Source organism: Micromonospora sp. NPDC049171, assembly GCF_040648275.1.
In the GTDB taxonomy this organism is placed as follows: domain Bacteria; phylum Actinomycetota; class Actinomycetes; order Mycobacteriales; family Micromonosporaceae; genus Micromonospora.
Map to the genome: position 1 here is coordinate 1 of NZ_JBEZDJ010000012.1, position 22,651 is coordinate 22,651.

A 22,651-nucleotide genomic window follows, 5' to 3' on the forward strand; every position below is an offset into this window, starting at 1 on the left:
GCCGTCGGCACTACCGAGGGGCTTGCCCAGCAGCAGGCGAACGTACTCCGACCCGATGAATCCGGCTCCGCCGGTGACGAGGATCCTCACGGGTCCGAGAGTCTACGCCGGCCGACTGGCGGTGACCGCAGGTGTTTCGGCATTATCGGGTTAGGGCCACCTGGTCGATTGCAGGTGTAGCGGCATTCGGGTAGAAAGTGCCAGCGAAGTACGACTCGTCGTGCCCGCACGTAACGCATCTATGGGGGGCGAGTGAACGGCGTGTCGCTGGTCAATACCGCTCGGCCATCGCCGGATCCCGGCACGAAGCCATCGCCCGGACGCCGCGCACTGGGCCTGCTGCGGCGACTCATCGCACCCGAACGTCTCTACATCGGCGCGCTCGGTCTGACCGGGTTGGCGGCGGTCCTGTCGGTGGCGCTGCCGCCCGCCGAGCGCGGTGAACTCTCCGCGAACATGGTGAGCGCCACACTGGGCGCGGCCGTCGGTGGCCTGTCCCTGGACACCTTCCTGCTGTCCCGTCCGGGCGGCTGGGTCTTCTCCCGGGGGCGCCCCTGGGTCCTCGCGATGTTGGCGGCCTCGGTCCTGCTCTCCGTCGTCGCCGCCGCGGTGCTCACCACGGTGGCCGGGCTCGGCAGCTACCTGGTCGGCATGGGCTCCGCGGCCGGTCTGACGATCTTCAACACGGTCTCGTCGATCGCGTTGCGCCAGAAGAGCTTCATGGTCGTCTACGCGATGCGCGCGGCGAGCGGCGCGGTCCTGGTCGGTGGCTACGTGGCGCTGTACTTCGCCGGCTACCTGGACGGCGGCCTGTGGAGCATGGTGTGGCTCGTCGTCCAGTGGGTCAGCGCGCTGTCCGTGTGTGCCCTGGTGCTGGGGATGCTCCGGCGGATCGGGCCCGCGCCCCGGCCGGAGGCCACCGCGGTGGACTACCGCGCCGACCTGGCTGCCGTCGGCAACCTGCACCTCGGGATCTTCGCCCAGATGATGACGCTGCGGTTCAACCAGATCCTGGTGGCCAGGTTCGTCGGCGCCGGTCCCCTCGGCGTGTACGCCCTGGCCGTCGCCGCGCTGGAGTTCGCGCAGGCCGGTGCCGTCGTACGGGCGCAGCGGATCCTGGCCAACCGGGACGGCAACGACGGGCCCGACCCCACCCGGGCCGTGGTCACCGCGGCGCTGCCGGTCGCCCTGGCCGCCGTCCTCGGGCTCGGTGTGCTGGGCTACGTCCAGCCCGAGTACCGGCACGCCTGGATTCTCGGCCTCGTCCTCCTGCCCGGTTCACTGGCCACCGCGGCCGGCAAGAGCTGGAGCGCCCTGCTGCTGAAGAGGCGGGGCGAGCGGGCCACGACAGTGGTCGCCCTGATCACCCTCGGGTTCGCGATCCCCGCGTACTTTGCGATCATCCCGTGGGCGGGTGTCATCGGGGCGGCGATCGCCTCGACGCTCGCCTACGCCGTACACGCCTTCGCCTCCAGAGCGAGCCTGCGACGAGCGCAGTCGCCGAATAATGGGACGGTTTGACATGGATGTCTCGATTGTTGTCCTCGCCTGGGAGGACTTTGAGCGCACCCGCGCCTGCGTCCTGTCGCTGCCGACGGAGGCAGAGATCGTCGTCGTCGACAACGGCAGCTCCGCGCACATCCAGGAGTCGTTGAGCGCGTTCTGCGCCGAGCAGGGTGTCCAGTACGTCCAGTCCGGCTCCAACCTGGGGTACGCGCGGGGAATGAACCTCGGCGTGCGGCACACCAGCCGGGCGAACGTGATCCTCTCCAACAACGACATCATCGTGCACGAGGACGCCGTGACCCGCCTGGTGGCCGCCCTCGACGACCCGCAGGTGGGCGCGGCCTTCCCGGGCGTGGTCACCCCGTCGGGTGTGTCGCAGACCGAGGGCGGGCGGTTCCTCGGCCTGGGCGTCGGTTTCGCCCACGCCACCGGGCTGAGCCTGGTGCTGCCGAACCTGCGCATCGTCGCGCCGCCGGAGAAGGCGGACTGGCTGACCGGTCCCTTCGTCGCCATGCGCCGGAGCGACTTCGACGCGATCGGCGGCGTCGACGAGACGTCGTTCTTCTACTCCGAGGACATGCGGCTCTGCTGGGCCGTCCGGCAGCAGGGTCTGCGGCTGGCGTACGTGCCGGAGGCCGTGATCATGCACGAGGACGACGCGACCGCCAAGCGGCGCTGGTCCGAGGAGGAGATCTCCGAGCGCCGCACCCGGGAGTTCATCCGGGCGAGCCGGAGCATGGGTGGCACGCGCGGCCGGATCGCCACGACGGCGTACGTGGGCGGGGTGCTGCTGCGCGCTGCGGTGGGAGGGAACCCGGTCCGCCGTGCCATCGCGCGTGGTGCCGTCGAGGGACTGCGTGCCTCGTGAAGGTGTTGTTCGTCTGCACCACTGGTGGCTCCGGCCGGCGGCAGCTCGGTGGTGCCGAACGCATCCTGACGGAGATCATCCCGGCGCACGCACGAACCGGCCTGGACGTCATCGCCGCCACCTCGGACGACGAGGTCGGCCACGCGCTGCGCGAGGCCGGAGTGCCGTGGGTCGGGCTCAGCGCGACCAGCCGGATCGACCTCGGCTACGCGCGGGAGATCCGCCGCCTGGTCGACGAGGTGCAGCCGGATGTGGTCTGCGCCCACCTGCTGTCCGCCGCCATGCACTCCCGGGCGGCGCTGAGCATGGGGCGCCGGCGGATCCCGCTCGTCGTCACCCTGCACAACAGCCTCTGGCAGTACCGGGACACCGCCGGGTCGTTCCAGCAGAAGGCGATCATCCAGTCCAACATCACGCTGGACCTGGCGATGCGTCGGGCACGTCCACACGCGACCGTGGCGGTGTCCGAGTTCGAGGCCTCCGAGCTGCGCGAGCGCGGCGGCGTCAAGAACATCCACCTGATCCCCAACCCGCTGCCCGCCACCTGGCCCAGCCCGAAGCCCGCGCACACGCCGCAGCCGGGTCGTCGGCCGGTGGTCGGCTATCTCGGCCGGTTGGAGAAGGAGAAGGGGGCCGACCTCCTGCCCGAGATCGCCTCCCTCCTGCCCGAGCTGGACTTCAGGGTCGCCGGGGCCGGCTCGATGGTGATCGCCGCCCGGCCCAACCTCGAACTCGTCGGCCGGGTCACGGCCGCGGACTTCCTCCAGGAGATCGACTGCCTGCTGGTGCCGTCCCGGGTCGAGTCGTTCGGGCTCAGCGCGTTGGAGGCGCTGTCCCTGGGCGTACCCGTGGTGCACACCGGGGCCGGTGGCCTGGCCGAGGTGACCCGGCACGCGACGGGCACCCTGGCGTTCCAGGCGGACCTCGCGCCCGCCGCGCTCGCCGGCGCCATCCGGGAGGCGGTGGCCCACCGTGCCGTCGACGAGGGGCAGCGGGTGGCCGAGTGGTACGCCCAGGAGTACGCCTTCGACAGGTGTGTGCAGCGGTGGCAGAGCCTGTACAGGTCTCTGCTGTGACGGACCTGCCGTCGTCCCGTGATCCGCGAACAGTGAGGGAGGTGTCCCGGTGACAGAGACGTTGACGATCGTCACGGTCCTCTACCGGTCCAGCGACATGCTCGCCGAGACGCTCCCGACCTGGGTACGCGCCGCCGAGGGCCTGCCGGTGACGTTCATCTTCGCCGACAACTGGCCGCAGGACGAGTGCGCGAAGGTCATCGCCGACGGCCTGGACGACGAGCGGTACGAGTACCTGCCCGACTCGTCGAACCCGGGGTTCGCGGCGGGCTGCAACCGGGCCGTCGCGGCGGTGCGGACGAGCCACGTGCTGCTGCTGAACCCGGACGTCTGGTTGCCGCAGGACGCACTGGTCCGCCTGTTCGCCAGCATCGCGGCGGACCCGCAGAGCCCGATCGCGGTGGGTCTCGCCATGCACGGCGGTGAGTTCGTCGGCATCGACCTGCACCCGGTCTCGCTGTTCATCGACCGGGCGGCGACGGTGCCGCGCGGGCCACTCGGCCCGTCCGGCGGCGCGGCCGTCTTCCCCACCGCGCTCTTCCACCGTTTCGGCGGGTTCTACGAGCACCTGTTCGCCTGGGGTGAGGATGCCGACCTCGCCTTCCGCATGTACGCCGAGGGCCTGCGGACCCGACGGTTGGACTTCATGCTCCCGCACGCCGGTGGCCACAGCGTCGAGGGCGACAACAAGCTCCAGGGATTCCGGGCGTTCCTGCTGGCCCGCAATCGGCTCCTGGTCGCCGCGCGGACCTTCACCTGGCCGCTGATGCTCGTCGCGATACCGGTCCTCGCCCTGGCCCACCTGGCGCTGGCCGCCCGGCGTGCCCGTCAGGGTCTGCTCCGCCCCTTCCTGCGTGGCGTGGGACGTGGCCTGGTGGAGGGGCCCGCCGCCCGCCGGCAGTGGAAGGGCAGGCGGTTCGGTTTTGCATCCCTGATCAGCTATCTGAGAGTTCGGAGCGCGTGATGGCAGGAACGCCGTGGAGTGTCGTGACGGTCACCTACAACTCCGCGGACACGCTCCGGCGGTGCTGGGGCGGCGCCAAGCCGTACGAGTGGATCGTCGTCGACAACGACTCCGCTGACGACTCGGTCGCCGTGGCGGAGGAGCTGGGCGCCCGGGTGATCCGGCTGCCGGAGAACGTCGGCTTCGCCAAGGCCAACAACGTCGGTGTCCGGCAGGCGGCCGGCGCGTACGTGCTGTTCGCCAACCCCGACCTGGAGGTCGAGCCGGCCGGGCTCGCCACGATGCAGCGTCACCTGGACGCGCACGGCGGCCTTGTCGCTCCCCAACTGCTCGCGACCGACGGCACCCCCCAACCCAACGGCCGTGGCTTCCCGTACGCCACCGCGAAGTTGGGCAACCGGAAGATCTGGCCGCTGTCGCGGATGCACGCCAACTACCGGGTGGTGGCCGACCCCGGCGAGGCCGTCTACGTGGCCTGGGCGATGGGCGCGGCGGTCGCGGCCCGCACCACGGACTTCGTCGCGATGGGCGGGTGGAACGAGTCGTTCTTCCTCTACTACGAGGACCACGAGCTGGGGCTGCGGGCGTGGCGGCACGACATGCCCGTGGTGCTGCTCGGCGACGTGCGGTGGACCCATCACTGGGCCCGTGCGACCAACTCGTTCCAGTGGTCGCGGGCGCACACCCTGGAGTTGCAGAGCGCCCGGACCTTCTTCGGCCTGTTCCCCGAGTTCGTGGTCGGGTTGCCGACGGCCGCCCGGCGCAACCCGCAGGCGGCCCGCCTGATCGGCAGGTCGGTGCCGACGCAGCGCGGTGCGGCCGAGTCCCTGCCCACGTCGGCCCGGCAGTCCGGGGCCAGCTGACGCCGCGTTTCCGGTGCCGCCGGGCCTCGACCGGCCCGGCGCGTTGGTGTCCGCCCGTCGGGTCGACGCTGACCGTTCCGTACTCGTGATGAGGAGCGACGTGGTCGTACAGCGGGAACGTGAGGACGTGGACCGTCCGGTCACGTCGGCGACGCCGAGGCGACGCCGAGGAGTCCCGGCGGACTGGATCGCCGTCGCCGTCCTGCTGGCGCTGTTCCCGGTGGTGCACGACGTCAGGACGATGCTCACGGCCGGGTACTGGCTCGACGAGGCATGGGTGGCGCTGTCGGTACGGCTGCCGCTGAGCGACCTGCCGGCGGCGACCTCGTCCACCCCGCTCGGCTGGAGTCTCCTGCTGCGGCTGGTGCCGGACACCGACTACCTCCGCGTGGTGCCGCTGGCGTTCCACGGGCTCACCGTCGTCGCCGCGTACGCGCTCGGACGGCTCTCGCGGTGGCCGACGCGGTGGCTCGGGATCGTCGCGGGCCTCGTCTGCGCGGCTGTGGTCCTGCTCCTGCCGGCCCAGCAGATCCGGCACGACCTCAAGCAGTACACCGCCGACGCCGCGATCACCCTGGTGCTGGTGGCGCTGGGTGCCTGGACGGAGCAGACCTGGTCGCGTGGGCGGCTCGGCGTGCTCGCGGCGGTGGCCGCCACCGGCATCGTGTTCAGCCACGTGACCGCGATCGCCACTCCGTGCGTGTTCGGTGGACTGCTGCTGGTGACCGCGCTGCGGCGGCAGTGGGCGCGGTTGCGGGACGTGGCCGTGGCGGCGTTCGGCGCGATGACAGTCATCGTCGTCTTCTACTTCGGCGTCTCCGCGCGCGGCAACAACGACCTGATGCGGGATTACTGGACCGACAGTTTTCCCAGCCTGACCGAGCTGCCCGGCTACCTCGACCGGCAGGTGCACGGCCTGGCACCGATGGTGGGCGCGCCCGCTCTGCTGATCGGCGGCCTGGTCCTGGCCGGTGTCGGCACCCTCGCCTGGCGGGGCCGCCCGGCCGCGGCGATCGCGCTCCTGCTGCTGCCGGTGGCGGTGACGACGCTTGGTGTCGCCCGGTTCTATCCGCTGCTGGAGCTGCGTACCTCGCACTTCCTGCTCGTCGTGACGGGCGCGGTCGCCGGCATCGGGGTCGCCGGCCTGGCCTACGGTGGGGCCGCGCTCGTCCGCCGCGCGGTCCCCCGCGTGCCGGCCACGGCGCTGACCGCGGCGGCCTGCGCGGTCCTGCTCGCGTGGTACGGCCTCCACAACGGACGCTGGTACCGGTTCGACGGCGACGAACCAGGGCTCTACTACACGGCCATCGCGGTGACCGACATCCGTTCGGCGACCCAGTACGTGGCGACGCACCGGTCCGCCAACGACGTCATCGTGATGAACGACCTGGCGTGGTACGGCTTCGCGTTCTACTCGCCGCGGGACCGGGTCGAGTTGGTCGTTCCGTTCGGCAACACCGTCGGCTGGTGGATCCGGATGCCCACGCGGTCCGACGTCGTGGTGATCTCCGACCACGAGACGGCAGCCCTGCGCGCCAGCCTCGACCAGGCGCTCGCGCTGGCCGAGCAGCGTGGCGGCGGGCGGGTGTGGCTGATCCGCTCCCACGCGATGGCGCAGGCGGAGGCCTGGCAGCAGGTGCTCGCCGGCTACCGGGTCGAGCAGGCGAGCGGCGGAGTGGAACCGGTCCTGCTGATCAGCAAAGGCTGACCACAACCCGCGCTGACCTAAGCCCGCGTGGGTTCGGGTGGAGCCGGGGCCCGCTGCTGGCCGGCCCCGGCCCCAACTCCTTACCGCACCTTGTAGATCTGGAACGTCGCGGCCGGGTAGCGGACCGTCTCGCGCAGTTCCAGGCACGGCTCGTTGAGCGGTTCCACGGTCAGCAGGTACCGGGCCTGGTGCTGGCGGAGGAAGTCGCCGCACGGCTCGGTGGTGATCTCGAAGTGGTCGGAGGTCCCCAGCGCGTACGTGGTCGGCACGTTCTGGGCGGGATCCCGGTTGAACACGAACCAGACGTGGGCGTAGCGGTTGTAGATGAAGTCCTGCTCGCCCTGCGGGTCCGCCGTCCGCCACAGATCCAACTGCGGGTAGCCGTAGACGCCGGACAACGAGCGGGCGCCGTTCATGTAGGCGAAGTTCTGCACCCCACCCGACTCGATGGCCCAGGAGGCGTCGGGGTCTTCGGCCTCGATGGCTCGGATCGACTCCGCCAGCGGCGTACGCGTCAGAACCTCGGTGCCGCGGTACAGCGGGTGGATGAACGCCGTCATGGCGACCGAGAAGACCAGCAGAACGGCCGCGCCCCAGGCGAACCGCTTACGCAGCAGCAGGAACACGACGAGCGGGATGGGGATCAGTGACAGGACCAGGCCGCGATCCTGCATGTAGTCCGGGAAGGCCCGCTCCACGTGCAGGGTGAGCAGCGCCTGGGCGAGCAGCACGACGAGGGTGTACCCGATGACGAGCTTGCGGCTCGGCAGGCCCATGCGCTCGTCGAGCAGTCGCCGCACGAACAGGATCACCCCGACGAAACTGAGCAGACCGATGCCGATGAGCAGCCGTGCGTGCGGCACCAGGTTGAGGAACAGGATCTTGCCGAGCAGTTCCTGGTGGGGGACGAACAGCCAGACCAGGAACCCCAGCAGCGTGATGCTGACCAGCAGCAGTGGCCAGTCGATGGTCCGCTGGGCACGGTACAGCTTGATCAGCAGGAACACGCTGGGCACGACCAGGAACGGGAAGACGAGCAGGAAGTTGGAGTTCTCGCTCTGGTTGCTCATCACCTTGTAGAGCTCGGCCTTGGCGGAGAACTGCAGGTTGAGACTGGTGTGCCCGGAGAAGAGGTGCACGAAGGCGAAGTTGCCGCTCTCCACGACGCGCTTACCCGGGTAGGCCGTGTTCTGGATGGTCTCGATGACTGTCATCCGGGTCGCGACGAAGGCACCGATCAGGGCGCCCGCGACCGCCAGCGACGCGACGACGACGCCCAACTGCCGCAGCAGCAGCCGGCCCGGTAGCGCACGACGCTGCTCGATCAGGAAGCCCACGGCGAACGGAGCCACCGCCAGGGCGCAGGCCACCTGGAACGGCGGGTAGAGCACGAGCGCGAAGCAGGTGAGCACGTACGCCAGGAGCGCACCCCAGCCGACGGTGGTGAGCAACCGTTTCGACCGCATCAGGAGGATGAGCGCCGTGCCCGCGAACAGGGCGTAGTACATCGACGACAACGTGACGTACTGGTACCACCACTGGGCGAACGGGCTGAAGAACAGGGCCAGCCCGAGCCCGGCGGCGAACCATCGTTGCCCGGGCATCAGCGCCAGCACGAAGAAGTAGCAACTCAGGATGAGCAGGTAGCCCATCAGCCACCATTTGAAGGCGAACGCGTAGTCGAACGGCAGCACCAGGAAGGCCAGGTTGTGCGGCTTGAAGACCGCCGACCACTCCTTGTACGGGACATCCCTGATCAGGGAGATGTCCTCCCCCTGCCCGACATTCGGGTTGATCCGGGGGTAGTTGGCGGCTTCCTGGGCGACGGTGATCTGGGTGTTGACGTTCCACTCGTCGGCCCGGATTCCCTGTGGATTGTTGAACAGGAGGTCCGGGTCCGGCTGCGTGCCGTAGAACATGGTGTGCACCATGCCCACCGAGGAGCCGTTGATCTGCAGGGCCGTCAGCCCCAGCAGAACGACCGTGAGCAGGGCCGGAAAGAGCCAGATGCCGCGGACGAACCTACCGCCGGCACGCGTGGTCCGGCCACGGGGACCAGTGTCGTCGTTCATTGGGGCCATTCTTTTCAGGGGGTTGTTGAGAGGTCGCGCGGTCAGTGACTGTGGGCGGCGCTGTCTCGCCCGGCGGCCCGCTGCCGGCCTGGCACCAGGTCCCGCAGGGCCCAGGGCGGTGCCCCTGGACTGCCTGCGGCACCCAGGCTGACCGCCAGGAGCAGGACGGCCACGGCGCTCAGCCACAGCCACACGTCGAAGAAGAAGATCTGCGCGGCGAACCCGACCATGATCAGTCGACCGGCCAGCGACCGGGAACGCCGGAACAGCGCCAGCAGGAGACTGAGCAGGCTGAGCAGTCCGACCAGGCCGAAGTTGTGCCAGATGGTCAGGTAGGTGTTGTCGAAGACCTGCGCCTGCCCGTCCCCGATCCCGACGTCCTCCAGGTAGCGCACGCTGGACTCCGGGCCGTTACCGAAGATGACCGTGGACCAGTCCCGGGTGATGCCGTCCCAGGCGACGGCGATGCGTTCGAAGCGGGCGCTCGCGCTGGCCGATCCCACCGGGTCGGACATCCGTGCTCCTGCCACGCCGACCGAGTCCACCGAGGATGTGGAGGGACTCGGCGACGGCTTGGTGCCCGGTTCGGTCGGGCTGACCCAGGTCGGCGGCGGCTCGGACGAGCCGACCCGGAAGGTCGACGGATTGACCGCGACGGCGGCGAAGGCGACCACGGTGATGATGGCCCCGGCGGCCACGCCACGCCAGGCGATCCTCCGCACGTTCAGGAGCAGCCAGATCCCGAGCGCGAGGGCGGTGCCCACCCAGGCGCTGCGCGTGCCGGACAGCACCAGCCCGATGAGGTTGGCGGTGAAGGGGATGTACCAGTACCTGCCCCGGATGGTCAGCGCCACGAGCGCCATGGCCATGGCGAAGGACCCGTAGACGATCGGGTGACCGAAGAACCCGGCCGCCCGGGTCGGGTCGAACACGGACGTGTACGTCCAGTCGTACGCGAACTGGTCGAAGAGCGGCCAGGTGCCGGTGAGGGTCTGGTATTTGGCGAGCGCGGCCACGGCCACGCTGACCCAGGTGAACACCTCGGCGATGCGCAGGATCAGCTTCGGGTCACGGCGGGCCTCCTCGACGAGGTGCCAGACCAGCACGCCGATGCACAGCAGTGGCGCGACGCCGACGACCACCGGCTTGATGCCGTGCCAGTGCAGCACGCCCGCGAGGACGGCGCAGAACGGGAGCAGCAGTGCCGCACCGATCCGTCGCGGCGGCCACCCGTCCCGTTCGGCGTGGTGCAGCCGCCCCCAGCCGGCGAGGACGAAGAGGAGCAGCAGCAGCGTGTACGACGGGTTGGTCGGGTAACCGAGGTCGATGGTCACCGGGACCATGAAGGCCACCACGAAGATGGCCCAGGTGATCCGGACCGGCTTCAGCAGCACCCACCCCAGCAGGGCACCGGCGCCGATGGCGAGCGCGAGGTCCCACCTGCCGAGGACCAGGAACGCCACCGCCACCAACAGCAGGCACAGGGCGACGAAGCGCGCCGGGCGCCCCAGGCTGTTGAACCAGTCAGTCACCATGTGCACCGTGCGATCGTACGGAGCAGGCGTCGTCAACGGACGACGGCCTCCATCGCCGTCGCCGCCCAGAGCGGGTCGTGGCACGCGGGGCCTCAACTGTACCGGCGCCACAGGTCTCGCAGCGCCTCCCAGTTGCCCGCGATGCCGGCCTCACAGGGCGTCTCGATGACCAGGACGCCGTTGGAGTCGTCCCGATTCCACCAGAGGCCGCAGTACGTCCCGGTCTCGACCCGGAACGCGTACTCCACGTAGCTGCCGGGCACGCCGGTCTTGCCGCCGGTCGTGCGGGTCGCCTCCTTCAGCCCCGGGGCGAGCGTCCCGGCAGCGAGGTTCAGGTCCTGGCGGTGGGCGCGCGCCGCATCCCGCTGGGCCTGTTCCCGGAAGAGCACGAAGTGCAGTTGCAGTGCCCCGTCCGGGCAGTAGACGTGGCGCTCCTCGTCCGGTGGCAGATCCGGGCCGCCGTCGTCGTTGTAGACCACGCAACCGCTGACGTCGGGCAGCCATGGTTCGCCCAGCGGTGCCAGCTCGCCGACGAACTTCGCCTTGTTGATGGAGGCCTGGGTCGCCCGGAAGGGCGAGAGGGCTGTGGTTTCCGACGGCGCCTTCTCCTCGTCACCGGACCCGCCGAGGGCGTACCCCAGGGCACCGGCGACGAGGGCGATCGCCAGGCCACCGGCGACGAGGGGGAGCCAGCCGCGGCGCTTCCGGACGACCTGGACCGGCGCGATCCGCCGGCCGGGCATCCCGAACGGTTCACGGTCGAGCGGGACCGGCACGCCGGACGAGGGGGCCGCCGAGACCGGCGCGGACCACGGTGCCTGCGCGTACAGGGCGACCTGCTGGGTCGTCTCGGCCAGCGCGCCCGGGGCGGCGTCACCCGCCGGGCCCTGGCTCCAGGCACCCGTCGACACCGGGGTGCCGCTCACCGGGGCGGTGGAGTCACCGAGCGACACGGTGGCGTCCTCGGCCCGGTAGTCCTGCTGAAGGAGTCGGAACAGTCGCTCCGGAACGTCCGGCTGGTCGCCCGCGTACGCCACCCACGGGTTGGTCGAGGTCAGGTCGGCCTCGGCGTAGGGGTGGCCGCCGGGCGCCTGGGCCAACATCCCGACGGCCTGGGCGAAGACCTCGCGCCAGCGTGGGTCCGTCGCCGCCGGCCCGTCCAGCACGACGACGGTCGCGGGGCGTTCCTGTCCGTCGACGGCGGCCCATGCCTTTCCCACCAGAGACCCGCCAAGTACGCGGGTGAACCTGTAGGGACTTTCCGGCTGCATGGGCGCTCCTCCGTCGTCTCGCCGAGCGGATAGTACCGATGACCTCCGAGTCCGGACTGCCCCGTCAGCACGTGCCCTCGCACACCCTCCGGACGGCGCGGAACCACACCGTGACGTCGGAGGACGCCGCCTTGCCAGGTGAAAGATTCCATGCATAGAGTCGGCCCGTGAATGAAAGTGGTGCGCGCGGCACCGATCTGCTCGACCTGTTCGACGGGGTGCGGCTGACCCCCACCCAGCGCCGGATCGCGCACTGCCTCGTGCAGCACGCTTCCGCCGTGGCGTACCTGTCCGCCGCCGAGGTCGCCGAGCTGGCCGGGGTCAGCCAGCCGTCGGTCACCCGGTTCGCCGTCGCGCTCGGCCACGACGGATACCCGGCGCTGCGCCGCCGGCTGCGGGACCTGACCGTCGCGACGCCGGCCGGGTCGGCGGACGCCGGCAACGAGCTACAGCAGGCGGTACGCGCCGAGATGGGCAACCTGGACCGGCTCGCCGGTCAGCTCGCCGACCGGGACCGGATCGCCGAGACCGGGCGGTTGCTCGCGTCCAGCCGCCCGCTGCCGGTGCTCGGCCTACGCGCCGCCGCGCCGCTGGCGGCGTACTTCGCGTACTTCGCGGCCAAGGTGCACCCGGACGTACGGGTGCTCGACGACGGCGGCAGCCTGCTCACCGACCGCCTGGAGCAGGCGGCCGAGGCCGGGGCGTCGGCCCTGCTCGCCTTCGTCCTGCCCCGCTACCCCCGGGAGACGCTGGACGCGCTCCGCGACGCCCGCGACGCCGGGCTGACCGTCGTGGCGATCACCGACTCACCGGTCAGCCCCGCCACCGAGCACTCCGACGTGGTGCTGCCGGCGGCGGTCGGCGCGCAGCTCGTCTTCGACCTGCACACCGCCCCGATGACCCTGGCCATGGTGCTGTTGCAGGCGATCTGCGACGCCGCGCCGGCCGACACCCAACGCCGACTGGAGGCGTTCGAGGCCTCCGCGGCCCGCCGTCAGTTGTTCCGCGGATGACCGGAGGAAACCCGAGATGACCCAGCCCGTCCGTGCCGCACGGGGCAGCCAGCTCACCGCCCGCGGGTGGCAGCAGGAGGCCGCCCTGCGGATGTTGATGAACAACCTCGACCCCGAGGTGGCCGAGCGCCCCGACGACCTGGTGGTCTACGGCGGCACCGGCAAGGCGGCACGGGACTGGCCGTCGTACCACGCGTTGGTCCGCACGCTTACCGACCTGCGCGAGGACGAGACGATGCTCGTGCAGTCCGGCCGCCCGGTCGGTGTGCTGCGCACCCACGAGTGGGCGCCCCGGGTGCTGCTGGCCAACTCCAACCTGGTCGGCGACTGGGCGACCTGGCCGGAGTTTCGCCGGTTGGAGCAGCTCGGCCTCACCATGTACGGGCAGATGACCGCCGGATCGTGGATCTACATCGGCACCCAGGGCATCCTCCAGGGCACCTACGAGACGTTCGCCGCGGTGGCCGCCAAGAGGTTCAACAGCACCCTGGCCGGCACGCTCACGCTGACCGCCGGCTGCGGCGGGATGGGTGGCGCGCAGCCCCTGGCCGTCATCATGAACGGCGGCGTCTGCCTGATCGTCGACGTGGACCGCACCCGGCTGGACCGTCGGGTGCAGGACCGCTACCTGGACGAGGTCGCCGACTCGCTGGACGACGCGGTACGACGGGTGCTCGCCGCGAAGCGGGACCGGCGTGCGCTCTCCGTCGGCGTGGTCGGCAACGCGGCGGAGGTCTTCCCCGAGTTGCTCCGCCGCGGGGTCGCCATCGACATCGTGACCGACCAGACCAGTGCCCACGACCCCCTGTCGTACCTGCCGGTTGGGGTGGAGCTGGCCGACGCCCGGGACTACGCGCGGGCGAAGCCGGCCGAGTTCACCGACCGGGCCCGCGCGTCGATGGCGACGCACGTCGAGGCGATGGTCGGGTTCCTGGACGCCGGCGCCGAGGTCTTCGACTACGGCAACTCGATCCGCGGGGAGGCACAGCTCGCCGGCTACCAGCGTGCCTTCGACTTCCCCGGTTTCGTGCCCGCGTACATCCGGCCGCTGTTCTCCGAGGGTAAGGGCCCGTTCCGGTGGGCGGCGCTCTCCGGCGACCCGGCCGACATCGCGGCCACCGACCGGGCCATCCTGGAGCTGTTCCCGGAAAACGAGCCGCTGGCCCGGTGGATCCGGATGGCCGGCGAGCGGGTCGCCTTCCAGGGCCTGCCGGCCCGGATCTGCTGGCTCGGGTACGGCGAGCGGGACCGGGCGGGCGTGCGGTTCAACGAGATGGTCGCCTCCGGCGAACTCTCCGCCCCGGTCGTCATCGGGCGCGACCACCTGGACGCCGGCAGCGTGGCCAGCCCGTTCCGGGAGACCGAGGCGATGGCCGACGGCTCCGACGCGATCGCCGACTGGCCGCTGCTCAACGCCCTGGTCAACACGGCCAGCGGCGCGTCCTGGGTGTCGATCCACCACGGCGGCGGGGTGGGCATCGGCCGGTCGATCCACGCCGGGCAGGTCTGTGTCGCCGACGGCACCGCCCTCGCCGGGCAGAAGATCGAGCGGGTGCTCACCAACGACCCGGCGATGGGCGTGATCCGGCACGTGGACGCCGGCTACGACATCGCCCGCGACGTCGCGGGCCGCACCGGCCTCCGCACGCCCATGGCCGAGGGTGCCGCGTGAGCGCGAGGAGTGCAGCGCAGCGGAGCCCCGCAGTCGCGAACAACAGGAGCACAGCGTGACCGCGGACCTTCCCGGCCGGTTCCGGGCCCTGTGGGACGAGATCGCGCCGATCGGGCGCGACGCCGACAGCGGCGGCTATCTGCGGTACGCGTTGACCGCGCCGGAGCGGGAGCTGCGCGCCTGGTTCCGGGCGCAGGCCGAGCACCGCGCCCTGCCGGTCACCGAAGACGGCAACGGCAACCTCTTCGCCCACTGGGGTGACCCCGAGGGTGCGGACGCGGTGCTCACCGGCAGCCACTTCGACTCGGTGCCGCACGGCGGGGCGTACGACGGGCCGCTCGGCATCGTCAGCGCGTTCCTCGCCGTGGACGAGCTGCGCGCTCGGGGCGTCACCCCGGACCGGCCGCTGGTGCTTGCCGCGTTCGTGGAGGAGGAGGGTGCGCGTTTCGGCGTACCGTGTCTGGGGTCTCGGCTGCTCACCGGGGCGCTGTCACCCGAGCGCGCGGCCGGCCTGCGCGACGCGGCCGGGGTGAGCTTCGCCGAGGCGCTCGGTGACCGGCCGGCGGGCGCCCGCCCGGCGTTGCTGGGCCGGTTCGGCGCCTTCGTGGAGTTGCACGTCGAGCAGGGCCGCGCGCTGGCCGAGACGGACGCGCCGGTCGCGGTGGCCAGCGCGATCTGGCCGCACGGCCGGTGGCGCTTCGACGTCGTGGGCGAGGGCAACCACGCGGGTACGACCCGGATGGCCGACCGCCGCGACCCGATGCTCACCTACGCGTTCACGGTGCTGGCGGCCAACAAGGAGGCCCGGCTGCGCGGCGGCCACGCCACCGTGGGCCGGGTCGCCGTCGAACCCAACGCCACGAACGCGATCCCGTCGAAGGTGACAGGTTGGCTGGACGCCCGCGCCGCCGACCCGCAGACGCTGACCGGGCTGGTCGAGGCGGTGTGGGGCAAGCTCGCCGAGCGGGCCCGCCGCGACGGTACGGTGGTGACTGTCACCGAGGAGTCGGCGACGCCGCTCGTCGCCTTCGACGGCGGTCTGGCCGAACGGCTGGCCACGCTGCTGGACGCGCCGGTGCTGCCGACCGGCGCGGGGCACGACGCCGGGGTGCTGGCCGCGCACCTGCCCACCGCGATGCTGTTCGTGCGCAACCCGACCGGGGTGTCGCACTCCCCCGCCGAGGCCGCCACCGACGACGACTGCGCCGCCGGGGTACGCGCGCTGGCCCGGGTGCTCCAGGAGCTGACATGCCGCTGACACCGACCCGCTGGCTGGCCGAGTACGCCTGGCTGCCCGAGCACGCCGAACCCACGCCCGACGTGCTGATCGAGGTCGAGCACGGCCGGATCACGGCGGTGACGCCGCTGGCGGGGGCCGGCGGCCCCGCCGCCGGAGTGGAGGTGTTGGGAGACGCCACCCGACTGCCCGGCCTGACCCTGCCGGGCCTGGCAAACGTGCACTCGCACGCCTTCCACCGGGCGCTGCGGGGGCGCACCCACGGCGGGCGGGGCGACTTCTGGACCTGGCGGGACCGGATGTACGCCGTCGCGGACCGGCTGGACCCGGACACCTACCTGGCCCTGGCCCGGGCGGTGTACGCCGAGATGGCGCTCGCCGGGATCACCGCCGTGGGCGAGTTCCACTACCTGCACCACCGGCCCGACGGCGGCGCCTACGACGACCCCAACACGATGGGTGCGGCGCTGGTGGAGGCCGCCGCGCACGCCGGGATCCGACTCACCCTGCTGGACACCTGCTACCTGACCTCCAGCGTGGACGGTCGACCCCTCGCCGGGCCGCAGCGGCGATTCGGTGACGGCGACGCGGCCCGCTGGGCCGAACGGGCGGCGGCGTTCCAGCCGGCGGACTCGCACGTCCGGGTCGGCGCGGCCGTGCACTCGGTGCGGGCGGTCCCGGCCGACCAGCTCCGTACGGTCGCCGACTGGGCCCGGGACCGGCGGGCACCGCTGCACGTGCACCTGTCCGAGCAGCCCGCCGAGAACGACGAGTGCCGGGCCGTGCACGGGCGCACGCCCACCGCGCTGCTCGCCGAGCACGGCGTGCTCGGGCCGGGCACCACCGCCGTGCACGCCACCCATCCGACAAGCGCCGACCTGACCCTGCTCGCCGACAGCCGGACCGGGGTGTGCCTCTGCCCCACCACCGAGCGGGACCTCGCCGACGGGATCGGCCCGGCCCGCCGGATGGCCGACGCGGGCATCCGGTTGAGCCTGGGCAGCGACAGCCACGCCGTGGTCGACCTGTTCGAGGAGGCCCGCGCGGTGGAGCTGGACGAACGGCTGCGGACCCGCCGGCGCGGCCACTTCGCGCCGCTGGACCTGCTCACGGCGGCCAGCGCCGCCGGCCACGCCGCGTTGGGCTGGGCCGACGCCGGCCGGATCGCCGTGGGCGCCCGCGCCGACCTGGTGACGGTCCGCCTGGACAGCGCCCGCACCGCGGGCGTACCGCCGGTGGGGGTGTTCTTCGCGGCCACCGCCGGGGACGTCGAGCAGGTGCTCGTGGACGGCCGGGTGGTGGTGGCCGAGGGCCAACACCTGAGCGTGGACGTGCCAGCCGAGCTGTCGGCCGCCATCGAGGCGGTGATACCCGCATGAGCAGTCTGCTTGTCGACGGCATCGGGGAGCTGGTCACCAACGGTGCCGGCGAGGGTCCGCTGGGCATCCACCGCGACGCCGCCGTACTGATCGAGGAGGGCCGGGTGGCCTGGGTCGGGCCGTCCGCGTCCGCCCCGGCCGTCGACCGGCGGATCGACGCCGGTGGGGCCGCCGTGCTGCCCGGCTTCGTGGACAGCCACGCCCACCTGGTCTTCGCCGGGGACCGGGCCGCCGAGTTCGCCGCCCGGATGGCCGGTGAGCCCTACACCGGCGGCGGCATCCGGACCACCGTCGGCGCGACCCGGGCCGCCACCGACGACGAGCTGCGGGCCACCGTGCGCCGGCTGCGCGGGGAGGCGCTGCGCCAGGGCACCACGACCATGGAGATCAAGAGTGGGTACGGGCTGACCGTCGACGACGAGGCCCGCTCGTTGCGGATCGCCGCCGAGACCAGCACCGAGACCACCTTCCTGGGCGCACACGTGGTGCCCGCCGAGTACGCCGACCGCCCGGACGAGTACGTCGGGTTGGTCTGCGGGCCGATGCTGGCCGCCGCCGCGCCGTACGCCAAGTGGGTCGACGTGTTCTGCGAGCGGGGTGCCTTCGACGTCGACCACGCCCGGGCGATCCTGGCCAGCGGTCAGGCCGCCGGGCTGGGCGTACGGATCCACGCCAACCAGCTCGGCCCCGGCGGCGGGGTGCGGCTCGGGGTGGAGCTGGACGCGGCGAGCGTCGACCACTGCACCCACCTGAGCGACGCCGACGTGGACGCGCTGGCCGGCACGGCCCACCGCGACGGGCCGGGGACCCGGACGGTGGCGACCCTGCTGCCCGGTGCCGAGTTCTCCACCCGCTCGCCCTACCCGGACGCGCGCCGGCTGCTCGACGCCGGTGTGACGGTGGCGCTGGCCACCGACTGCAACCCCGGCTCGTCGTACACCTCGTCGATGCCGTTCTGTGTGGCCCTGGCGGTCCGCGAGATGCGGATGACCCCGGCGGAGGCGGTCTGGGCCGCCACCGCCGGTGGCGCGCGGGCCCTGCGCCGCGACGACGTCGGTGTGCTCACCCCCGGCGCGCGGGCCGACCTGATCGTGCTGGACGCCCCCTCCTACCTGCACCTGGCCTACCGGCCCGGTGTCCCCCTGATCCGCCAGGTAATTCGCAACGGAGTAACGCCATGACGACCGTGACCATCCAGCCCACCGGGATCACCGCCGACGATGTTCTCGCGGTGGCCCGCGGCACCGCCACGATCGTCCTCGCCCCGGCCACCGTCGAGGCGATGGCGACCAGCCGGGCCATCGTGGACGGCATCGAGTCGTCGGGCCGGCCCGTCTACGGGGTCTCCACCGGGTTCGGGGCGCTGGCCAACACCTTCATCGCCCCGCAGCGGCGGGCCGAGCTGCAACACGCGCTGATCCGCTCGCACGCCGCCGGGGTGGGTGCGCCGATGCCGCGCGAGGTGGTCCGGGCCATGATGCTGCTGCGGGTCCGGTCCCTCGCGCTGGGCCGCTCCGGGGTCCGACCGCTGGTCGCGGAGGCCCTGGTCGACCTGCTCAACCACGACATCACCCCGTGGGTGCCGGAACACGGCTCGCTGGGCGCCTCCGGTGACCTGGCGCCGCTGGCGCACTGCGCGCTGGTGCTGCTCGGTGAGGGCTGGGTCCTCGGGCCCGACGGTGAGCGGCAGGACGCGGCCGACGCGCTGAGCGCCGCCGGGCTCACGCCGATCGAGCTGGCCGCCAAGGAGGGCCTGGCGCTGATCAACGGCACCGACGGCATGCTCGGCATGCTGCTGCTGGCCATCCACGACGCGGCGCACCTGTTCGCCATGGCCGACGTGACTGCCGCGTTGGCCATCGAGGCGATGCTCGGCTCGGAGCGGCCGTTCCTGCCCGAGCTGCACGCCATCCGGCCGCACCCCGGTCAGGCGGCGTCGGCGGCGAACATCCACCGGCTGTTGCAGGACTCCCGGGTGATGGACTCGCACCGCGACGACCTGGCGCACGCCGTGCAGGACGCGTACTCGATGCGGTGTGCGCCGCAGGTGGCCGGCGCGGCCCGGGACACCCTGGACTTCGTCCGCACGGTCGCGGGCCGGGAGTTGGTGTCCGTGGTGGACAACCCGGTCGTGCTGCCGGACGGGCGGGTCGAGTCGACGGGTAACTTCCACGGCGCGCCGCTCGGGTTCGCGGCGGACTTCCTCGCCATCGCCGCCGCCGAGGTGGGCGCGATCGCCGAGCGGCGGGTGGACCGGCTGCTCGACGTCACCCGCTCCCGGGAGCTGCCGGCGTTCCTGTCCCCCGACGCCGGTGTCAACTCCGGGCTGATGATCGCCCAGTACACGGCGGCCGGGATCGTTGCCGAGAACCGTCGACTGGCCGCCCCCGCCTCGGTGGACTCGTTGCCCACGAGCGGGATGCAGGAGGACCACGTCTCGATGGGCTGGGCGGCGGCCAAGAAGCTGCGTACCGTCCTGGACAACCTCACCAGCCTGCTGGCGGTCGAGTTGCTGGCCGGCGTACGCGGCCTGCAACTGCGCGCCCCGCTGGAGCCGTCACCGGCCGGCCGGGCCGCCGTCGCCGCGCTCGGCCCGGCGGCCGGCGAGCCCGGCCCGGACGTGTTCCTCGCCCCGGTGATGGAGGCGGCCCGCGCCGTCGTCGCCGGGCCGGAGTTGCGCGCCGCCATCGAACGGGAGGTCGGCCCGCTGGGCTGACCTTCGTCGGGTCGCTGTCGCCCGCCGCGGGTCAGGCGGCGGGCGGCAGGGTCCGGTCCCGCCCTCGACCAGCCTGTCGGCCGGCACTGCTAGGTTCGCCGCCGTGGATATCGAGGAGCCTGAGCTCACCGAGCAGATCCGGGACCACGTCCGCCGTCAGGTGGCGCTGGCCGAGTTGCCGGCCGCCGCGATCGTCGCCGCGACGATGGAATATCTCGCCGACGAGGCAGACCCTACGGAGATCCAGGCCCAAGCCTGGCCGGTGGTGACCGAAGAGTTGAGCGCCCACCTCGCCGCCCAGGCGCAGTGGCCAGAAATCACCGACAACGATCGGCTCACCGCGGCCTTCCGGACGCTCTCGACCGCCGGGGTGGTGGCCCGGGAAAACTTCAGCTGCTGCCAGACCTGCGGCACCACCGAGATCGGCGCCGAGATACCGCAGGGGCGCACCGCCCGGGGGTACGCCTTCTACCACCAGCAGGACGCCGAGAACGGTGTCGACGACTCGGGGGTGCACGTCGCGTACGGCCTGTTCGGGCAGCCGACGACGGCCGACATCGGCGCGGAGGTGGTGGCGGCGCTGCGCGCCGAGGGGCTGACTGTGCACTGGGACGGCAGCACCGGCACCCGGATCCGGGTCTCGTTGACCTGGCAGCGACGCCGGGTTGGTCGGCTGGCCGCGCTGCCCGTCACTGTCGACGACGACGTGGACGTCGAGATGGCGCTGCTCTCCCCGTGGACCGGGAGGTACGCCCCGACCGAGGGGCTGTCGTCGGCCGCCCGGCTCGCCGGCCTGCACCTGCCCTGGTTGCCTACCGGCGTGCGGATCCGGCTCGCCCACCGGGACGCCGCCGTCGTCGTTCGACGGGAGGGGGACGCCCTGGTGGGCGCGTACCCGGAGCAGGACGGGCGGGAGCTGACCGTCGGCCGGCACGACGGCATGGAGCTGGTCCGCCGGTTGACCGACGGATCAGCGCGGGCGGTCGCCCGACCGGCCCCGCCCGACTTTCTCGAGACGACCTACCAGCACCGCGACGACTTCCAGAAGGAGGTGCCCCTGGACGCGGCCGAGGCCTGCCTTCTGCTCCACGCGATGCGACCGCTGAGCAGGGACTTCCTGACCGCCTTCGGCCGTTCCGGCGGCTGCGTGCAGGTCGCCTGGGAGCGCGACGGACTGTGGCTGGAAGAGCTGGACACCGCGCGGGCCACCTCGACCGGCCGGATCGCCACCGTGGCCGAAGCGCAACGACTGCTCACCGTGCTCGCGACGGAGGACCGCGTCGGGATCGACGAACTGGGCGGCGACCTCGTGACCAAGAGCTGGTGACAGCCGTCGGAGGTCACCGACCGCGCCGCCGCGTCCCGGTGCTGCTCAGGCGGCGGGCGGCAGCACCTTGGCGACGAGCTTGGCCAGCTCGCGCAGCGCCTTGCCCCGGTGGCTGATCGCGTCCTTCTCCGCCGGGGTCAGCTCGGCGTTGGTCCGGTCCTGGCCGTCGCCCAGGAAGATCGGGTCGTAGCCGAACCCGCCGTCACCGCGCGGCGCGCGCAGCACCCGCCCGGACTGCCGACCGTCGACCAGGTGCTCCTTGCCGCCGGGCAGCACCAGCGCCACCGTGCAGACGAACGAGGCCGCCCGCTGCTCGTCGGGCACGTCGCCGATCTGGTCCAGCACCAACTGGAGGTTGGCCCGGTCGTCGCCGTGCCGGCCGGACCAGCGGGCGCTGAACACCCCCGGCATCCCGTTGAGCGCGTCGACCGCGAGCCCCGAGTCGTCGGCGATGGTCGCCAAGCCGGTCTGCCGGCAACCCTCCCGCGCCTTGATCAGCGCGTTCTCGCCGAAGGTCAGGCCGGTCTCCGGCAGCTCCTCGTACCGCTCGACGTCGTCCAACCCGAGCAGGGCGATCCGCTGCGTGCCGAGCGCGCCGTCCAGGATCCGCTGGAGTTCGACAAGCTTCTTACGGTTACGGGTGGCGAGCAGGACCTTGTTCATGCGGAAACACCTTCGTTCGCGACTGCGGGGCTCGCAAGCGCACTCGTCGCGCTCACGCGAGTGCCTTGCGCTGGGCTTCGGCCAACTCCGCGCAACCCGCCACGGCCAGGTCGAGCAGGCTGTCGAGCTGGTCGCGGGCGAACACGCCCGCCTCGCCGGTGCCCTGCACCTCGACGAAGTCACCCGCTCCGGTGCACACCACGTTCATGTCCACCTCGGCGGCGACGTCCTCCTCATAGCAGAGGTCCAGCCGCGCCTCGCCAGCGATGATTCCCACGCTGACGGCCGACACCGACCGGTGCATCACCTTCTCCGGCTTGCCGGCCAACGCCTTGCGGGAGGCAAGCCACCCCACCGCGTCGTGCAACGCGACGTACGCGCCGGTGATCGCCGCCGTGCGGGTGCCGCCGTCGGCCTGGAGCACGTCGCAGTCGAGCACTATCGAGTTCTCGCCGAGCGCCTTGAGGTCGATGCCGGCCCGCAGGCTGCGGCCGATCAGCCGGGAGATCTCGTGGGTGCGGCCACCGACCCGGCCCTTGACGCTCTCCCGGTCGGAGCGGGTGTTGGTGGCCCGGGGCAGCATCGCGTACTCGGCGGTGACCCAACCGAGCCCGGAGCCCTTGCGCCAGCGGGGCACCCCCTCGGTGACGCTCGCCGTGCAGAGCACCCGGGTGCCGCCGAACTCGACGAGCACCGAGCCCTCCGGATGGGTGCTCCAGCCCCGGGCCAGGGTCACCGGTCGAAGTTGATTGGGCCCTCGCCCGTCAGGTCGCGCCATCCC

Annotated in this window: 18 protein-coding genes; 13 read left to right on the top strand and 5 right to left on the bottom strand. The window is 72.1% G+C overall.

From position 1 onward, the window contains the following. Window positions 1-261 precede the first annotated feature (261 nt). From AB0B14_RS16620 to AB0B14_RS16645, 6 genes are all read left to right on the top strand, one after another. Complete coding sequence (locus AB0B14_RS16620; protein ID WP_357522906.1) at window positions 262-1,521, top strand: hypothetical protein; 1,260 nt, start codon at window positions 262-264, stop codon at window positions 1,519-1,521. 1 nt (window position 1,522) lies between these two features. Then, a complete protein-coding gene (locus tag AB0B14_RS16625) occupies window positions 1,523-2,374 on the top strand; it encodes a glycosyltransferase family 2 protein (protein ID WP_357081012.1) in 852 nt (283 codons plus the stop codon). Continuing rightward, window positions 2,371-3,450 carry a glycosyltransferase family 4 protein gene (locus tag AB0B14_RS16630; RefSeq protein ID WP_357522907.1) on the top strand — a complete coding sequence of 360 codons (1,080 nt, stop codon included), beginning with the start codon at window positions 2,371-2,373 and terminating at the stop codon, window positions 3,448-3,450. The genes AB0B14_RS16625 and AB0B14_RS16630 overlap by 4 nt, the downstream gene beginning before the upstream one ends. Window positions 3,451-3,499: 49 nt before the next feature. After that, window positions 3,500-4,414 (top strand): glycosyltransferase, encoded by a 915-nt coding sequence (locus AB0B14_RS16635; RefSeq protein WP_357522908.1) that lies wholly within the window; start codon window positions 3,500-3,502, stop codon window positions 4,412-4,414. Further along, on the top strand, window positions 4,414-5,277 hold the full coding sequence (locus AB0B14_RS16640) for a glycosyltransferase (RefSeq protein WP_357081021.1): 864 nt from the start codon (window positions 4,414-4,416) through the stop codon (window positions 5,275-5,277). The genes AB0B14_RS16635 and AB0B14_RS16640 overlap by 1 nt, the downstream gene beginning before the upstream one ends. 88 nt (window positions 5,278-5,365) lie before the next feature. Then, window positions 5,366-6,985 (top strand): hypothetical protein, encoded by a 1,620-nt coding sequence (locus AB0B14_RS16645; RefSeq protein WP_357522909.1) that lies wholly within the window; start codon window positions 5,366-5,368, stop codon window positions 6,983-6,985. A gap of 80 nt (window positions 6,986-7,065) precedes the next feature. Here the strand turns inward: AB0B14_RS16645 and AB0B14_RS16650 are convergent, their stop codons facing one another. The 3 genes from AB0B14_RS16650 to AB0B14_RS16660 form a co-directional block, all read right to left on the bottom strand. Further along, entirely contained in the window at window positions 7,066-9,057 is a 1,992-nt protein-coding gene (locus AB0B14_RS16650) for a hypothetical protein (RefSeq protein WP_357072205.1), read from the bottom strand. Window positions 9,058-9,098: 41 nt separating this feature from the next. Further along, entirely contained in the window at window positions 9,099-10,592 is a 1,494-nt protein-coding gene (locus AB0B14_RS16655; RefSeq protein WP_357072226.1) for an O-antigen ligase family protein, read from the bottom strand. A 92-nt stretch (window positions 10,593-10,684) separates the two neighbouring features. After that, on the bottom strand, window positions 10,685-11,812 hold the full coding sequence (locus tag AB0B14_RS16660) for a hypothetical protein (protein ID WP_357522910.1): 1,128 nt from the start codon (window positions 11,810-11,812) through the stop codon (window positions 10,685-10,687). 218 nt (window positions 11,813-12,030) lie between these two features. Between AB0B14_RS16660 and AB0B14_RS16665 the strand changes: the two genes are divergently transcribed. From AB0B14_RS16665 to AB0B14_RS16695, 7 genes are all read left to right on the top strand, one after another. Then, the gene (locus tag AB0B14_RS16665) at window positions 12,031-12,876 is read left to right on the top strand and encodes a MurR/RpiR family transcriptional regulator (RefSeq protein ID WP_357072199.1); all 846 of its coding nucleotides are present in this window, start codon (window positions 12,031-12,033) and stop codon (window positions 12,874-12,876) included. A gap of 16 nt (window positions 12,877-12,892) precedes the next feature. Then, window positions 12,893-14,548, top strand: a complete 1,656-nt coding sequence (gene hutU / locus AB0B14_RS16670) for a urocanate hydratase (protein WP_357522911.1) — start codon at window positions 12,893-12,895, stop codon at window positions 14,546-14,548. A gap of 55 nt (window positions 14,549-14,603) precedes the next feature. Further along, complete coding sequence (locus tag AB0B14_RS16675) at window positions 14,604-15,806, top strand: allantoate amidohydrolase (protein ID WP_357522912.1); 1,203 nt, start codon at window positions 14,604-14,606, stop codon at window positions 15,804-15,806. Then, window positions 15,797-17,164 (top strand): formimidoylglutamate deiminase, encoded by a 1,368-nt coding sequence (locus AB0B14_RS16680; RefSeq protein ID WP_357522913.1) that lies wholly within the window; start codon window positions 15,797-15,799, stop codon window positions 17,162-17,164. Before AB0B14_RS16675 ends, AB0B14_RS16680 begins: the two co-directional genes overlap by 10 nt. Continuing rightward, on the top strand, window positions 17,161-18,345 hold the full coding sequence (gene hutI, locus AB0B14_RS16685; protein WP_357522914.1) for an imidazolonepropionase: 1,185 nt from the start codon (window positions 17,161-17,163) through the stop codon (window positions 18,343-18,345). The genes AB0B14_RS16680 and hutI overlap by 4 nt, the downstream gene beginning before the upstream one ends. Further along, window positions 18,342-19,880, top strand: coding sequence for a histidine ammonia-lyase (gene hutH / locus AB0B14_RS16690; protein ID WP_357522915.1), 1,539 nt, complete (start codon window positions 18,342-18,344; stop codon window positions 19,878-19,880). The genes hutI and hutH overlap by 4 nt, the downstream gene beginning before the upstream one ends. Window positions 19,881-19,983: 103 nt before the next feature. Continuing rightward, window positions 19,984-21,207 (top strand): hypothetical protein, encoded by a 1,224-nt coding sequence (locus tag AB0B14_RS16695; RefSeq protein WP_357522916.1) that lies wholly within the window; start codon window positions 19,984-19,986, stop codon window positions 21,205-21,207. A 45-nt stretch (window positions 21,208-21,252) separates the two neighbouring features. Here AB0B14_RS16695 and rdgB read toward each other — a convergent pair whose 3' ends face one another. Both rdgB and rph read right to left on the bottom strand, forming a co-directional pair. Beyond that, the gene (rdgB, locus tag AB0B14_RS16700) at window positions 21,253-21,870 is read right to left on the bottom strand and encodes an RdgB/HAM1 family non-canonical purine NTP pyrophosphatase (RefSeq protein WP_357072177.1); all 618 of its coding nucleotides are present in this window, start codon (window positions 21,868-21,870) and stop codon (window positions 21,253-21,255) included. 52 nt (window positions 21,871-21,922) lie between these two features. Further along, window positions 21,923-22,648 (bottom strand): ribonuclease PH, encoded by a 726-nt coding sequence (rph, locus tag AB0B14_RS16705; RefSeq protein ID WP_357072174.1) that lies wholly within the window; start codon window positions 22,646-22,648, stop codon window positions 21,923-21,925. Window positions 22,649-22,651 lie beyond the last annotated feature (3 nt).

Bases quoted from the DNA above. Each gene is read 5' to 3' on its own strand.
- AB0B14_RS16640 (WP_357081021.1), top strand. From the start codon at position 4,414: ATGGCAGGAACGCCGTGGAGTGTCGTGACGGTCACCTACAACTCCGCG.
- AB0B14_RS16650 (WP_357072205.1), bottom strand. From the start codon at position 9,057: ATGAACGACGACACTGGTCCCCGTGGCCGGACCACGCGTGCCGGCGGT.
- AB0B14_RS16645 (WP_357522909.1), top strand. From the start codon at position 5,366: ATGAGGAGCGACGTGGTCGTACAGCGGGAACGTGAGGACGTGGACCGT.
- AB0B14_RS16680 (WP_357522913.1), top strand. From the start codon at position 15,797: ATGCCGCTGACACCGACCCGCTGGCTGGCCGAGTACGCCTGGCTGCCC.
- AB0B14_RS16625 (WP_357081012.1), top strand. From the start codon at position 1,523: ATGGATGTCTCGATTGTTGTCCTCGCCTGGGAGGACTTTGAGCGCACC.
- AB0B14_RS16655 (WP_357072226.1), bottom strand. From the start codon at position 10,592: ATGGTGACTGACTGGTTCAACAGCCTGGGGCGCCCGGCGCGCTTCGTC.
- hutU (WP_357522911.1), top strand. From the start codon at position 12,893: ATGACCCAGCCCGTCCGTGCCGCACGGGGCAGCCAGCTCACCGCCCGC.
- rph (WP_357072174.1), bottom strand. From the start codon at position 22,648: ATGGCGCGACCTGACGGGCGAGGGCCCAATCAACTTCGACCGGTGACC.
- rdgB (WP_357072177.1), bottom strand. From the start codon at position 21,870: ATGAACAAGGTCCTGCTCGCCACCCGTAACCGTAAGAAGCTTGTCGAA.
- hutI (WP_357522914.1), top strand. From the start codon at position 17,161: ATGAGCAGTCTGCTTGTCGACGGCATCGGGGAGCTGGTCACCAACGGT.
- hutH (WP_357522915.1), top strand. From the start codon at position 18,342: ATGACGACCGTGACCATCCAGCCCACCGGGATCACCGCCGACGATGTT.